The following is a 14,822-nucleotide window of genomic DNA, read 5'->3' as shown; positions in this document are numbered from 1 at the left end:
GCAAACGCCGAAAGTACTTGGCTGGAGACGGCCTGGGAGGATAGGAAGTCGCTGATTAAGCTAAAAAAGGCTAACCAAATGGTTAGCCTTTTTTGTTATATATACTTACATGTAGAGTCCGACCAGCGTACCTGAGAAAATAGAGTATGGGGTGATAGAGGCGCGTAGAGACGTTTGTGATTCACACATCATATTTAAATATGCACAAAAAATTACTCATTTTACAATTTGTTTAAATTCTATTCACTCATAATTCATATAGAATCTTTATACTATCAATAGTTGATTGAGATCAACTAGGAAATGGAGGTCTACTACTTAATAACTTTTATCTGTCCCTTTTACAAATAATACAAACAACACAACACAAAACAATACAACACATAAAACAACACTTAAATACACAACAATACTCTCCCTGTGTATAAAAAACAATACATATACAAAACTCTCTAATTATATATACCATCTCCCGTATATATAAAGATAAAAGTTAAGTAGACAAAAAGAGCCCGAAAGGGCTCTTTCCTTTTTTCGTATAAATAGTATTGTTATAGAATAATTATCTGTTTGTATACATGAAAGTGAGGGGACAATTATCTTTGTATTTTGATAGTAATTTATATATTATATAAAAAAGATGAAATTCTTAAATATCTTAGAATTACCTTGACAGATGGGGGCGCTTCTTGGTATTATATTCAAGTATCAAGTACACTTGATGTGCATAGGGGTATAGCTCAATTGGTAGAGTAGCGGTCTCCAAAACCGTTGGTTGTGGGTTCAAGTCCTACTGCCCCTGCCAAACTTTAGAGCTGCGACCTTCGGGTCGCAATTCTATAAAAAAGTTACTTAAAAATATTAAAATAATGCTTGCAAAAAGCTAGTCATTATGTTAATATAATCAAGTACCAAGTACATGACTCAGTAGCTCAGCTGGATAGAGCGTTTGACTACGAATCAAAAGGCCAGGGGTTCGAATCCCTTCTGGGTCACCAAAATAAAACTCACACGAATGTGTGAGTTTTTTTATTTGTCTAACTATATTTTATGGATCTTATTGACTAATATTAACTTAAGTGCCTTTTTAGAATTAGAACAGGCCTGTTCTAATTTGTAGGCCTCATATAGATAGGCCAACTCAGAGATAGTACAGGCCTGTTCTAATTCGTAGGGAGCCTATATGGATAGGTCGTCTCAGAGATAGAACAGGCCTGTTCTAATTCGTAGGACCCTATATAGATAGGTCGTCTCAGAGATAGAACAGGCCTGTTCTAATTTGTAGGCCTCATATAGATAGGCCATCTCAGAGATAGAACAGGTCTGTTCTAATTCGTAGGGAGCCTATATGGATAGGTCGTCTCAGAGATAGTACAGGCCTGTTCTAATTTGTAGGACCCCATATAGATAGGCCATCTAAGAGATAGTACAGGCCTGTTCTAATTCGTAGGCCTCATATAGATAGGCCAACTCAGAGATAGAACAGGCCTGTACTAATTTGTAGGACCTTATATACGGAGGCTTAACAATAATAAAACGGAGCTGCTTTGTATTAACAGCTCCGTTTTGTTAGTTGGATACTTCTTTTAATTGTCCTGCAGCAATTGCCATATTTTTAGAATAGATGGCTTGCATATAACCATAGGTGTCTGGTTTTAATTCTTTTAGCTTAGGGTTTTTCTTAATGTTTCTACGTAGAATTTGACCTGTACGAGCATCAATTAGATTGATTTCATCTTGTGTCCAATAGATGGTATCAGCATCTTGGTTGAAATAGTAATGATTGATATATTCTGTCATGTAATACATGGCGCCTTGATGGCTATATGTTTTTGCGATGATTTCGTAGTTATTGCCTTCGCCTGCACGGACGATGACGCGATTATCTGCATAGTATTGTTGGCCGTTCATGCGATACATATAGGAATAGCCTCTAGCGTTCTCTAGGTCACCTATATTAACTGCGTAGGCACTACCCGTTAAGGCAAGGAATGTAAGCGTTAGAATAGCTAATTTTTTCATAGTGTGGTGTTTGCTCCTTATTTGGCATGAGGCTGATCTGATTCAGCGACGACGTTGACCACAACTTGTTGGTTGGATGGTATTTGACTCATGATAACCGGCATTGGTTGTTCCATGGCTTGAGCAATGCCTTTTATTTGTCGAATCGCAACTGGTACGGGTGTAGAAGACCCGTCTTGAAAGTTTTGTTCTAGTGTATTGATTTCGCTAACTGTTAAACCTGCTTTTGCTGCAAATGTTTCTTGTGAAAGTTGATGTTCCTCGCGGAATGCTTTTATAATGTCTCCGATATACATAATGACCTCCATAATGTAAATTACTCTATCATTATACATGAAAGCATGATGAGATAATAGATAGATTGAAATATAGTCTTTTGTTATTAGTGTATTATAAATATTTATTTATGAAAATGTAAAAAAGGTTTGACGAAAGTAACATACGGTGATAATATAAACACATAGACAACATCATATTTGGGAATAGGTGCTGAAAAGCATAATAGAGAAGCTGGTTAAAGGCCAGCACGGTCCCGCCACTGTATGGTTGAGCGAGTCTAATTAAGTCACTGGGAAACTGGGAAGGCTAGATGAGCGTTGACACCGAGTCAGGAGAACTGCCTATTCAACATTCACCATTTGACCTACGAGTGATAGGGAGGAGAAGTTTGAGACTCCCTTTTTACGTACCCGTAAAAAGGATTTTTTTGTGTAAATGATGTTTTGTAGTACACAAATTATAATCTCTGTATTGTTAGAGCAGTCATGGTGAATATACCGTTTGGTATTATCAGCATGGCTTTTGTTATGTCTGTTAATATATTTATTGGTAAATGTAGGGCATGCATTTATTCATCATCATCCTAAAAAGAGAGATGGTCCTAGCACCTAGGTTAGGTGTTTGGACCATCTCTTTTTTTGATCTTTCAAATTTTGACATTGAGACATTGATGGATATATAAGTATCTTGAAATTGTTATTACATATGTATTTAATTATATAGGTATGATGAAGTCTTATAAAAATTACAAAAAATGATTGACGTCATATATAATAAGTGGTATTATAATTTCAGTCGGTACGCGGGAGTGGCGGAATTGGCAGACGCACCAGACTTAGGATCTGGCGCCTTACGGCGTGGGGGTTCAAGTCCCTTCTCCCGCACCAACTATATTTGCACCTGTAGGTGCTTTTTTTTTGCCCATTTACATCTATTCAAGAAGATAGGTGTTTTTTTGCATATTCGTAAATATGCTATAATAAATTATCAGTACTATTGTACTTGTAACAGATATGTTTAAGATATTATATAGATAATCATTATATATGGTGCAGTATGGATACTTCAATTGATACACTGCTTTCACAAAACCCATCTATGACAGATGGGCTAAAGGCGTTTCGCCAAAAGGGAAAGTCAGTTATATATGGTTTAAGCGGATCGCAAAAGTCGTTCCTCTTAAGTTGTGCTGTTCCAGAGGAACAAGTACAATCTATTATTATCGTGGTGCACGATAAAGAACATAAAGAATTGTGGGAACGGGATTTGGCGTTTTTCTGGCCTAATGTGCAGGTATTGCCATTTCCCATTACAGAACGTGTAGAATTTACTACCGTAGCTCGTAGCCTTGAAGGACAAGGGGCTCAAATGCGAGCGCTCAGTATGTTGGCCTGGAATCGTCCTGTTGTAGTCCTCGCTACAATAGAAGAGGCCACGCAATATGTAGTGAGTCCTCAATATGTTATATCTCAAAGTGTGCATCTTGAGGTTTCTCAATCTATAGAGCGAGATGAGCTGTTAGAAAAATTAGTTAAAATTGGATATGAACGCGTAGACCAGGTAGAACAACGTGGTCATTTTTCTGTGCGCGGAGATATTTTTGATATCTTCCCTGTGAATAGTGATGATCCAATACGTATGGAATTCTTTGGCGATGAAATCGACACGATGCGCCATTTCTCCGTAGATACACAACGGTCTATTGAAACGGTAGATGCCTATACGGTAACACCATTCTTCTTAACTAGTGATGACGCAGATAGTACATTGCTATCTTATGCAAAGGATGGACTTATCATTTATGATGAACCGGTGCGCATTCAAGAAGCATTGAAGAAATTCTTAAAAGAAGATACAACACATCGCAAGCAACATTGTGAATGGTCTGAATTACAACGCTCTGTAGATGCTAAGATTGAGGTGGCTTTCACATTCATGCAACAGCGTTCTATAGGGCTAGCTGGATTTTATCCGATTGGCATTCAAGGTAAAACGATGACGAGCTTTGAGCGTCAAATTCCATTGTTGATGGATGAAATCAAGCAGTGGCAAAAGCTGGGCAATCAAGTTGTGCTTGTGATTAATAATTTGCAGCGCCGTGAAGGCATAGAAAAGACTTTGCATGGTGATGCCATTCCGTATAAGCTTTGTGAAAGCTGGGATTTTGAGCCTAATACGGTTCACGTTATGCAAGGCTTATTAACTGATGGCTTTGAATTACCGCATAGCCATTTAGTCGTCGTTGTAGAAGGCAATATTTACGGGCAGCAAAAACGCAAACTTCGCAATAAGCCTAAAAAAGGCCAAGAAATTAATTATTTTACGGATTTATCGGTCGGCGATTACGTTGTTCACAGCATGCATGGTATCGGTAAATATGTGGGCTTAAAAACGATTGAAACAGAAGGTATCCATCGAGACTACATTGAAATTGCGTATGCCGGAACAGATAGACTGTATTTGCCTGCTAGTAATTTAGATCAATTGCAAAAGTATATCGGCAATGAAGGCGATGTACCTCGCATTCATAAGATGGGTGGTAGCGATTGGCGTAAAGCGGTTACAAAGGCACAGAAATCCATTGATGATTTGGCGGATAAGCTAGTTGAACTGTATGCGAAACGGGAAATTACAGAAGGATTTGCGTTCTTGCCGGATCAACCGTGGCAACAAGAATTTGAAGATGCCTTTCCTTATGAGGAAACAGAGGACCAATTACAAGCTACGCGAGAAATTAAAGAATCCATGGAACGACCAACACCGATGGATCGCTTGTTAGCGGGGGATGTGGGCTTTGGTAAAACAGAGGTCGCTATGCGTGCCATCTTTAAGGCCGTTGTGAGCGGTAAGCAAGTGGCCGTATTGGTACCAACTACTGTATTAGCTCAGCAACATTACCAAACGTTTTTAAATCGATTTAATCCATTTGGTGTAAAGGTAGATGTACTCAATCGATTCCGTTCTACAGCGGAGAAGAAAGAGGTGCTAAAGGGCGTCGAAAATGGTTCTATCGATATCTTAATCGGCACGCATTCCTTGTTAAATAAAAAGGTAAAATTCAAAGATTTAGGATTCCTTGTCGTAGATGAAGAACAACGTTTTGGCGTAGCACAAAAGGAAAAATGGAAGGAATGGGCTAGTAATATTGACGTCCTTACCTTAAGTGCGACACCTATTCCACGGACACTTCATATGTCTCTTGTAGGTGTTCGTGAAATGTCGGTCATTAGTACACCTCCAGAGGATCGACTACCAGTACAGACCTATGTAGTAGAATACGATATGAATCTCATAGCTGATGCAATTAAACGAGAACTTGCTCGAGGGGGACAGGTTTACTTCGTGTATAATCGGGTAGCATCGATTAATCATATGGGTGAACTATTAGAACAGGCGTTGCCAGATTTGCGTTATGCTATTGCACATGGACAGATGACAGGCCGTCAAATCGAAGAAATTATGACCGATTTCTATGAAGGTCATTATGATGTATTGCTCAGTACAAGCATCATTGAAACAGGCCTTGATATACCAAATGCCAATACGATTATCATATACGATGCGGATCGTTTAGGCTTATCTCAACTCTATCAAATGCGTGGCCGTGTAGGTCGGTCTAGACGACGCGCCTATGCATATTTCATGTATCGACCTGATAAGATGCTTTCAGAAGCGGCAGAAAAACGTTTAAAAGCCATCGAAGAATTCACAGAATTAGGGGCAGGATTTAAACTGGCTATGCGCGATTTGGAAATTCGTGGGGCTGGTAATCTATTAGGTTCACAACAACATGGTAATATCGCATCGGTCGGCTTTGGCATGTATGTATCTATGTTAGAGGAAGCCATTGCGAAAGCACAAAATAAAGAGGTCGTTAAAGAGATAGTACCAGATCCTGCCATTGACCTTGAAATTGATGCTTTCATAGATGATGCCTATATCAAGGATAGTGCGCGCAAGATTTCTGTATATCAACGGATGTTACAAATCAAGAATAAAGCGCAGCTTGATGATTTGACGGATGAACTTATCGACCGTTTTGGTACACCAACGGATCCGGTAGATCGTTTACTACGAGTCGCTCAAATTAAGGAACAGGCTCGTTTGTTGGGGATTAAGAGCATCGTTCATCGCGAGGGTCAGCTCATCATCCATTGGCAAGATGATTCAAAAATGGCCGATTGGGATATGGGTGCTGTTCGCGAAGATTTATGGAAGAAAATGAAGTTCATGGATACAAAACCGGCGTCATTATATATTAGTTTGAATGGATTAAAGGGATCTATTTTAACGATTACAGAAGCGGTGATGAAGGAGTTGTCAAAGAAATCTAAGGGGGGCCTATGAACCGATTTTTAAAGGGAGCCATGATTTTAACAATAGCTGGTGTTATCGTTAAAATTATTGGTGCTTTCAGTAAGGTACTCGTCGCTCGTATTCTTGGAGGCGAGGGGATAGGTCTCTATATGATGGCCTATCCGATATACCAGATTATAGTTAGTATTTCGGCTGCAGGGATTCCTGTGGCAATCTCCATTATGATTGCTGAAAAATTGGCGAATAGAGATATGCGTGGGGTACAACAAGTTTTTAATGTATCCTTACGGGTGCTTACACTAGTAGGTATTATATTTAGTGTGGGACTTTATGCTAGTGCAGAATGGCTTATAAAATGGAACATTATAACGGATTCAAGGGCTTTAATACCGATTCAATTATTATCGCCGGCTATTATTGTTGTCACTATTTTAAGCTGTTTTAGAGGCTATTTCCAAGGTTTCCAATATATGGTTCCTACCGGGACAAGTCAGGTTTTTGAACAAATATTTCGCGTAGGGTCCATGGTGGGGCTTGCGTACTATTTTATCGACTCCGGATTACATCTGGCCGCAGGTGGCGCTACCTTTGCCACATTTCCGGGCGTATTAGCGGGTTTAATCGTACTTGTGTATTTTTATAGGTCTCAACGTAGTTTGCGTCAGCAGATGCTAAGTGAGCAAAATGAAGAGGCACCTATAGAACGTACCAGTGCTGTTATTAAACGTTTATTTGCCCTAGCCATTCCCGTTTCCATGGCCAATATTATGTTGCCTATGGTATCTTTAATTGATACTTTTATCGTTCCAAAACGATTGATGGATATTGGCTACTATTTACATGAGGCGACTACACAGTTTGGATATTTGACAGGGATGGCCACGTCATTAATTGGATTACCTATTATTTTAACGACGGCTCTCGCAGCGAGCCTTGTACCGGCTGTATCCGAAGCGCATGCAACGGAGAATAAGGGTCGTATAATCGAGCGTGCTAGCACAGCGATGAAGATTGCCAATTTATTTGCTATACCAGCTTGTATAGGCTTATGCGTATTGGCAACGCCTATTTCTCAGTTAATATATGCAACGCCCAATGCAGGTCCCGTTATTGCCGTGATCAGCCTTAGTATTATCTTTTTAGGATGGCAACAGATTACGGCTGGTATATTACAAGGATTAGGGCGCACCATTATTCCTATGCTGTCTATTTTTATAGGGCTTATGGTGAAAGCTATCTTAGACTATCAATTGACCGGGTCCATTGAACTCGGTATTAATGGTGCTGCATGGGCTACGAACTTAAACTTCGCCATCGCTGCCTTAATTAATCTAGTATTCGTAAAACGGTATGTAGGTAGTATTATTCAATGTATGAACCTATTGAAAATCATCATTTCCGCTATGGCTATGGGTGGTGCTACACAAGTTAGCTTTATGTTCCTTGTCGATATGGTTGGTAATGGTGCTGCCGTAGCTATATCCATCCTTATTGCTTTCATTGTATATATACTATCTCTTTGGATTACTAAGGCTATCGTAATGGATGATATGTATCATATGCCTGTTATTGGAAAACGATTGCGTAAACGCCAAGCAGAGGAGAATCAAATCTATGAAGACCAATATTGATATACAACCTCTTGTAGAGGTGGTACAAAAATTATGCTCTCCTAATGGATGCCCTTGGGATAAGGTGCAAACTCATGAATCATTGCGCCGTTATTTTATTGAAGAAACCTACGAAGTAGTGGATGCCATTGATAATAAAGATATGGATAATCTGCGTGAAGAGCTAGGTGATGTATTATTACAAATCGTGTTTCATAGTAGTCTTGCTGAAAAATCAGGAGCTTTTACATTACAAGATGTAATAAATGACGTAACTGAGAAGATGATTCATCGTCATCCTAATGTATTTCCAGAAGAAAATCCTGACAATAAAGGAAAAACATACACTTGGGATGAATTAAAAGCGCAAGAAAAGGGAAATATACGAAAAAGTGTATTAGATGGAGTATCCAAGGGTTTACCTGCATTGGTAGCTGCTCAAAAGCTACAAGATAAGGCCGGAAAGGTAGGTTTTGACTGGGATGAGCTGGAGCCAATTTGGGCAAAAGTAAGTGAAGAAATTGGTGAATTTAAGGAGGCTGTGGCCTTAAAAGATAGAGAAAATATGGAAAAAGAGGCTGGAGATGTGCTTTTTTCCTTGATTAATCTCTTTAGATGGTATAAAATAAGCGGTGAAAATGCACTGAATCGCACAAACACTAAGTTCCGACAGCGTTTTTCACATGTAGAAGCTTGTGTTAACCAAAGCGATCGCTCATGGGAAGACTTTTCATTAGCTGAGCTGGATGCTTTTTGGGAGGAGGCTAAAGTGCAGGAAAAGTAACCTAGAGGTATGTTAGTAATCTCGGGTATTGTATTTTTAAGGAGGTTCTGTCATGAATAAAACAGAATTAATCGCAAGTGTTGCACAAAAAACTGAATTGACTAAAAAAGACGCTGAAAAAGCGGTAAAAGCTGTATTCGACACAGTTGCTGAAGAATTAGCTGCTGGTGGTAAAGTTCAAGTTATCGGCTTCGGTACTTTCGAAGTTCGTGAACGCGCTGCTCGTGAAGGCCGCAACCCACAAAACGGTAAAACTATCACTATTAAAGCTTCCAAATCTCCTGCATTCAAAGCTGGTAAAGGTTTGAAAGAACAAGTTAACGCAGCTCCTGCAAAAAAACGCAAAAAATAATCTGAATAAGATGTAAAAGAGACCCGATAGGGTCTCTTTTTTCGTCTATGTTATTTTTTCTTGTTTATGTGGTATAATCACAAGGAAAGGATAGATTATGACTACAGAACAATCACGGAAGGTCCTCATTGTATCTGCCTCTATTGGGACAGGTCATATGCAGGCCGCAAGGGCGATAGAAGAATATTGGAAATTAAAAGAACCACAGGCAGAGATTAGCCATGTGGATTTTCTTGATACGGAAACTATGTCAGTAGAACATCTTATCAAGGGTACATACATTAAGATGATTGACGTATTTCCTATGTTATACGATATGATTTATCGTGTATCAAAGGGGGAGAAAAAAGGGACTATTTTACAAACCGTTTTGTCCTATATTCTTAAAAGTCGTATGTTGAAGCTTATTCAACAAGAGAAGCCTGATGTGATTGTATTCACGCACCCATTTCCGTGTGGAGCCGCCTGTATTTTGAAACGCCAAGGCCATATTGATGTCCCGTTAGTGGCCATCCTAACGGATTTCAGTAGTCACCAATTCTGGATTTACCCTCAAGTAGATACCTATTTTGTCGCTACAGAGGACATGGTAGGAGAAATGACGGCCGTCGGTATTGAGCAGAATAAAATCCATGTATCCGGTATTCCGGTGCGTAGATCATTCTTTAAGGATGCCATCGATCACTATGAAATGAAATCCCCTGTTAAGGTTCTCGTTATGGGGGGAGGATTAGGCTTAGGTTCATTAGAGATTGCACTTCAACATTTAGATGCGGTCAATGGTATTGATGAGATTACTGTCGTAGCGGGACAGAATACATCGCTCTATGAGTCTCTAGTAAATCTTAGTGTACGGATGAAAACGAAGACCACTGTATACGGTTATACATCTAATATTTCTGAGCTAATGCACTCAGCGACTATGCTCGTTACAAAGCCTGGTGCATTGACCTGTATGGAGGCTGTTACCATTGGGCTTCCTATGGTTTTCTTTAATGCTATTCCCGGTCAAGAAGAGGCTAATGCGGAGCTATTAGAAGAGCGAGGTTGTGCGCGTTGGGCTAGAGATATACATAATTTAGAGGACGTAGTGGCTGCATTGTTAATCAATCCGCCACGGTTACAACAAATGTCTGAACAAGCACGTGCTTGGCATGTAGATGGTGCTGCTAATATCGTAAACGAACTCATTCATATTCTAGATACAAAAACAGATGCAATTTCTACTAAGTGCGAGTTAGAAATACTATAAATAAAAAGGTTATCCCCGAAACTAATTTACCCACCATATGTATGGATTAGGTAACCATTAGCTTGGGGATGACCTTTTTATTATTCGCGTACGAAATTATTGATAGTTTTCAATATTTTCTGTACGTATCATTTGTAATGCGTTTAAGAAATCTTCTGTTGAAGTATGTTCCTCCAGTAGTGCTTGTAATTGATAAGAATCATTAAGGCTTACACTCCATTGGAATGAATCGGTATCGTCATATACATTGAATACGATTGGGGTATCGAGTGTATCTGGCATATGACCATCGTCGTCGGATACAGTTGCATAAGTACCATCGTCTAGTAGTTCAACAAAAAGTGTATCATAACCATCAAAGTCGATAATTTCAAAATCTAGAGCATCATAAAAATCTAATATTGTATCTGTTGCCATGAGAACCTCCTAATAGTATGTACTTATCATGTTGGATTACTGTCTAGTTATCTATCTGTATTCTACTGATGCGGTGTATGACTGTCAATGAAAATCTGTAGTATAATAAATAACATAATGATAATAGAGGAGTACGGGTATGAATGTAATTTGTTTACAGAATATAGAGAAATCGTATGGCACACGATTGTTATTTACCGATGTGTCCATAACATTTACAAATCAAAAACGATTGGGACTTGTGGGAATCAATGGAACTGGTAAATCAACCTTTTTAAAGATTTTAACAGGCCAGATGGAGTGTGATAAGGGTACTATTGAGCGCAATGGCAAGGCTACCATTCATTATTTAGCACAAACGCCAAGTTTTGATGAAGGTAATACCTTATTGGAAGCCATTTTAGATGGTGACCATCCGCGATTACAAATGGTAAAACGATTTGATAAGGCCAGTCGCGATTACCATTATATACAAGAACAGGGCGTATCTGATGAACGTATTGAGCGTCATTATATGCAGTGCTTAGAAGAAATGGATACCCAAGATGGATGGCAAGTAGAGCAAGAGGCGCGTATCATTTTGAGTAAATTGGGCTTTCACGATGTCAATATGTCAGTTAGCTTATTATCGGGTGGTCAAAAACGTCGATTGGCGTTAGGACAAGCCTTATTATACCCTTGTGATTTACTCCTCTTAGATGAACCTACTAATCATTTGGATGAAGATAGTATCGAGTGGCTCGAAACATATTTAAGCAATCGTCAAGGTGGTCTTTTAATCAGTACTCATGACCGATATTTTTTAGACTCCGTATGTAATGGTATTTTGGAATTATCTAATCGTCACATGTATGAGTACGAAGGGAATTATGAAAAATTTATTGAATTGAAAGCAGACCGTGAGGCACGCCAAGCTGCAACCCAGGAGAAACGCTGTCAATTTTTAAAGCGGGAAATCGAATGGGTACGCCGTGGTGCTCAAGCCCGTAGTACCAAACAAAAGGCCCGTTTGCAACGGTATGAAACGCTTAAAAATATGGAGAAAACTAGACGTCCTGATCAAATGGATCCGATTGCCTTAAAGACTCGATTGGGCAAGACTATTTTTGACATTGAACATTTATCCTTTGATTTTGATGGACGCCCTATGGTTGATGATTTTACATATCACGTGGTGCGTCATGACCGCATTGGTATCGTAGGTCCCAATGGGGTTGGTAAATCGACATTTATGAAAATCATCGATGGCACCTATGAGCCAGTATCAGGAACTATTGGCAAAGGCGAGACTGTTCGCATTGCACACTTTAAACAGGAATTGCCTAAATTTGATGAAAATATGCGTGTCCTTGATTATATAAAAGAGGATCATTCCTATATGTCGCTTGGTGATGGCACAACGTTAAGTGCAGGTCAAATTTTAGAACGCTTTTTATTCACCCCTGAATTACATGGTGTGCCTATTCGTAAATTATCTGGTGGTGAGCGTCGTAGATTGTACCTTTTAAAATTGCTTATGAGTGCGCCTAATGTACTTCTCTTGGATGAACCGACTAATGACTTAGATATCCCTACACTAGAGGTATTAGAGGATTTTCTTGATTCCTTCAGTGGCGTTATCATAACCGTGTGCCATGATCGCTATTTCCTAGACCGCGTGGTAGATAAATTATTTGTATTTACAGGCAATGGTCGTATCGATATCGTTCACGGATCTTATTCTGATTATAAGGCTGACATTGGTGAAAGTAACAATTCACCATTCTATGTACCTGAACAACAGAGTGCTAGTACTCATAGAACTGAGGCAGAATCTGATTCTATGGATACAATTGGTGCATCCTCTAGTACTGAATCTAGTCATACAGAAAGTCCTGTAAAGAAAGGCCTCAATAAGGCTGAAGAGGCAGAATATGCATCGATTATGGAGGAACTGCCAAAACTAGAACATCTTGTTAAAGGGTTGGATGTCATGATTGGCCAAGCCGGTACGGACTATGAAAAAATGCAAACCCTCATGGCTGAACGAGAAGAGACACAATCTCAAATCGATACATTGACTGAACGATGGATGGAATTAGAAGAACGTCTATAAATCTTTATTTTATGCGATTTTTTAATACCTGATATGCATAGGAATTACTTTCAGAATCATTGATAAAAATCACATTTTGTAGTATAATTTCATCGATTAACGATAACAACGTTACCTAAGTAGGAGGAAACATGAGTAAGTACCAATTTTTAGATCGTCGTGTGCCTATTGAAGAAGGCAATATTGCCATTGTGCAAGATTTATCTAAATGTAAAAACTGTTCTTTGTGCCGTAAAGCATGCGCTGTTGATATGGGCGTATTCGACTATTATGATTTGACAACTAATGGAGATCATCCAATTTGTATCCATTGCGGTCAATGTGCATCTATTTGTCCATTCGATTCCATTAATGAACGTTCTGAAATTGATGAAGTTAAGGCTGCTATTGCAGATCCTAACAAAATCGTCGTTTTCCAAACTGCACCTGCTGTACGTGTTGGCTTAGGTGAAGAGTTTGGCCTTGATGCAGGTACATTCGTAGAAGGTAAAATGGTAGCTGCTCTTCGTAAATTGGGTGGCGACTATATTTTAGATACAAACTTTGGTGCTGACATGACTATCATGGAGGAAGCATCTGAGTTGTTGGAACGCGTTATCAATAGTGATTCCGTATTGCCTCAATTCACATCTTGTTGCCCTGCTTGGGTTAAGTTTGCTGAAACATTCTACCCAGAATTCTTGCCAAACTTGTCTACTGCTAAGAGTCCAATTGCAATGCAAGCGCCTACACAAAAAACATATTTTGCTGAAAAAATGGGCCTTGATGCAAAACAAATCGTTGCTGTTGCAGTAACACCTTGTACAGCTAAGAAATTCGAAATTCGTCGTGACGAAATGAATTCCTCTGCTGAATACTGGGATGTACCAGAAATGCGCGATACAGACTACTGTATTACTACACGTGAACTTGCAAAATGGTTACGTGCAGAAGAAATCAACTTTGATGAATTAGAAGATTCTGCATTTGATCCATTGATGGGTGAAGCATCTGGTGGTGGTATCATCTTCGGTAATACTGGTGGCGTTATGGAAGCGGCTATGCGTGCGGCTTACAAACTAGCAACTGGTGAAGATGCACCTCAAACATTGATTCCATTCGAAGCAATTCGTGGTATGGACGGTGCTCGTGAAGCAGATGTTGTGATTGGTGATAAAACATTACATGTGGCGGCTGTTCATGGTACGGGCAACTTGCGTAAATTCATCGAACGCATGCGTGCAGAAAATATCCATTATGACTTCATTGAAGTAATGGCTTGTCGTGGTGGCTGTATCGGTGGTGGTGGTCAACCACGCGTTAAATTACCAATGGCTGATAAGGCTCGTGAAGCTCGTATTGCGTCCTTGTATACTCGTGATGCAGAGGTACAAGTGAAAGCAGCTTGTGATAATCCAGATATCCAAAAATTATATGCTGAGTTCTTCGATGGCAAACCTATGAGCCATAAAGCTCATCACATGTTACATACAACATTTGTAAATCGCTCTGAAGATTTAGGTCCTAATGGTGCATGTACACCTGCTACATGTCCAACGTCTGTACCTAATTTGAAAAAAGCAGCAGAAGCTGCAAAAGCGGCTGCAGAAGCAAATAATTAATTGTTTATAAATTTGAATAAAAATCTTGAAAAACCGCATAAAATAGCATATACTAATTATTGTGAGAGACAATAATATAATGGTCCTTAGAGA

10 protein-coding genes, 3 tRNA genes and 1 riboswitch are annotated in these 14,822 nt (G+C 39.3%); of the genes, 10 read left to right on the top strand and 3 right to left on the bottom strand.

Going from position 1 to position 14,822, the window contains the following annotated elements:
- Positions 1-729: 729 nt before the first annotated feature.
- Positions 730-805: transfer RNA gene (locus tag HMPREF1504_RS04890), tRNA-Trp, on the top strand.
- Positions 806-921: 116 nt separating this feature from the next.
- Positions 922-998 (top strand) — tRNA-Arg (locus HMPREF1504_RS04885).
- A gap of 571 nt (positions 999-1,569) precedes the next feature.
- Here HMPREF1504_RS04885 and HMPREF1504_RS04880 read toward each other — a convergent pair.
- Together HMPREF1504_RS04880 and HMPREF1504_RS04875 are read right to left on the bottom strand one after the other, a co-directional pair.
- On the bottom strand, positions 1,570-2,022 hold the full coding sequence (locus HMPREF1504_RS04880; RefSeq protein WP_009661397.1) for a hypothetical protein: 453 nt from the start codon (positions 2,020-2,022) through the stop codon (positions 1,570-1,572).
- A gap of 17 nt (positions 2,023-2,039) precedes the next feature.
- Entirely contained in the window at positions 2,040-2,318 is a 279-nt protein-coding gene (locus HMPREF1504_RS04875; protein ID WP_016475901.1) for a helix-turn-helix transcriptional regulator, read from the bottom strand.
- A gap of 171 nt (positions 2,319-2,489) precedes the next feature.
- Positions 2,490-2,661, top strand: a riboswitch (cobalamin riboswitch).
- A gap of 442 nt (positions 2,662-3,103) precedes the next feature.
- On the opposite strand from HMPREF1504_RS04875, the gene HMPREF1504_RS04870 reads away from it, so the two are divergent.
- From HMPREF1504_RS04870 to HMPREF1504_RS04845, 6 genes are all read left to right on the top strand, one after another.
- Positions 3,104-3,188 (top strand) — tRNA-Leu (locus HMPREF1504_RS04870).
- Between the two features lie 169 nt (positions 3,189-3,357).
- The gene (mfd, locus tag HMPREF1504_RS04865) at positions 3,358-6,648 is read left to right on the top strand and encodes a transcription-repair coupling factor (protein WP_038123896.1); all 3,291 of its coding nucleotides are present in this window, start codon (positions 3,358-3,360) and stop codon (positions 6,646-6,648) included.
- Positions 6,645-8,249: a polysaccharide biosynthesis protein gene (locus HMPREF1504_RS04860; RefSeq protein WP_038123891.1), complete on the top strand. Its 1,605-nt coding sequence runs from the start codon at positions 6,645-6,647 to the stop codon at positions 8,247-8,249. The genes mfd and HMPREF1504_RS04860 overlap by 4 nt, the downstream gene beginning before the upstream one ends.
- Complete coding sequence (gene mazG / locus HMPREF1504_RS04855) at positions 8,233-9,012, top strand: nucleoside triphosphate pyrophosphohydrolase (RefSeq protein ID WP_005381939.1); 780 nt, start codon at positions 8,233-8,235, stop codon at positions 9,010-9,012. Before HMPREF1504_RS04860 ends, mazG begins: the two co-directional genes overlap by 17 nt.
- Positions 9,013-9,064: 52 nt before the next feature.
- Entirely contained in the window at positions 9,065-9,364 is a 300-nt protein-coding gene (locus HMPREF1504_RS04850) for an HU family DNA-binding protein (protein ID WP_005381952.1), read from the top strand.
- Between the two features lie 97 nt (positions 9,365-9,461).
- On the top strand, positions 9,462-10,616 hold the full coding sequence (locus HMPREF1504_RS04845; RefSeq protein WP_038123890.1) for a glycosyltransferase: 1,155 nt from the start codon (positions 9,462-9,464) through the stop codon (positions 10,614-10,616).
- Between the two features lie 96 nt (positions 10,617-10,712).
- On the opposite strand, the gene HMPREF1504_RS04840 is transcribed toward HMPREF1504_RS04845, so the two are convergent.
- Positions 10,713-11,033: a hypothetical protein gene (locus HMPREF1504_RS04840; protein ID WP_038123889.1), complete on the bottom strand. Its 321-nt coding sequence runs from the start codon at positions 11,031-11,033 to the stop codon at positions 10,713-10,715.
- Positions 11,034-11,172: 139 nt separating this feature from the next.
- On the opposite strand from HMPREF1504_RS04840, the gene HMPREF1504_RS04835 reads away from it, so the two are divergent.
- Positions 11,173-13,128: an ABC-F family ATP-binding cassette domain-containing protein gene (locus tag HMPREF1504_RS04835; protein WP_038123882.1), complete on the top strand. Its 1,956-nt coding sequence runs from the start codon at positions 11,173-11,175 to the stop codon at positions 13,126-13,128.
- Positions 13,129-13,259: 131 nt separating this feature from the next.
- Complete coding sequence (locus HMPREF1504_RS04830; protein ID WP_038123880.1) at positions 13,260-14,729, top strand: [FeFe] hydrogenase, group A; 1,470 nt, start codon at positions 13,260-13,262, stop codon at positions 14,727-14,729.
- Positions 14,730-14,822 lie beyond the last annotated feature (93 nt).

Source organism: Veillonella sp. ICM51a (assembly GCF_000524355.1).
In the GTDB taxonomy this organism is placed as follows: Bacteria; Bacillota; Negativicutes; order Veillonellales; family Veillonellaceae; genus Veillonella; species Veillonella atypica.
This window is presented reverse-complemented; position numbering and strand designations above follow the sequence as displayed.

Excerpts from the sequence above, each read along its gene's own strand:
- HMPREF1504_RS04880 (WP_009661397.1), bottom strand. The coding sequence starts at position 2,022 with ATGAAAAAATTAGCTATTCTAACGCTTACATTCCTTGCCTTAACGGGT.
- HMPREF1504_RS04875 (WP_016475901.1), bottom strand. The coding sequence starts at position 2,318 with ATGTATATCGGAGACATTATAAAAGCATTCCGCGAGGAACATCAACTT.
- mfd (WP_038123896.1), top strand. The coding sequence starts at position 3,358 with ATGGATACTTCAATTGATACACTGCTTTCACAAAACCCATCTATGACA.
- HMPREF1504_RS04860 (WP_038123891.1), top strand. The coding sequence starts at position 6,645 with ATGAACCGATTTTTAAAGGGAGCCATGATTTTAACAATAGCTGGTGTT.
- mazG (WP_005381939.1), top strand. The coding sequence starts at position 8,233 with ATGAAGACCAATATTGATATACAACCTCTTGTAGAGGTGGTACAAAAA.
- HMPREF1504_RS04850 (WP_005381952.1), top strand. The coding sequence starts at position 9,065 with ATGAATAAAACAGAATTAATCGCAAGTGTTGCACAAAAAACTGAATTG.
- HMPREF1504_RS04845 (WP_038123890.1), top strand. The coding sequence starts at position 9,462 with ATGACTACAGAACAATCACGGAAGGTCCTCATTGTATCTGCCTCTATT.
- HMPREF1504_RS04840 (WP_038123889.1), bottom strand. The coding sequence starts at position 11,033 with ATGGCAACAGATACAATATTAGATTTTTATGATGCTCTAGATTTTGAA.
- HMPREF1504_RS04835 (WP_038123882.1), top strand. The coding sequence starts at position 11,173 with ATGAATGTAATTTGTTTACAGAATATAGAGAAATCGTATGGCACACGA.
- HMPREF1504_RS04830 (WP_038123880.1), top strand. The coding sequence starts at position 13,260 with ATGAGTAAGTACCAATTTTTAGATCGTCGTGTGCCTATTGAAGAAGGC.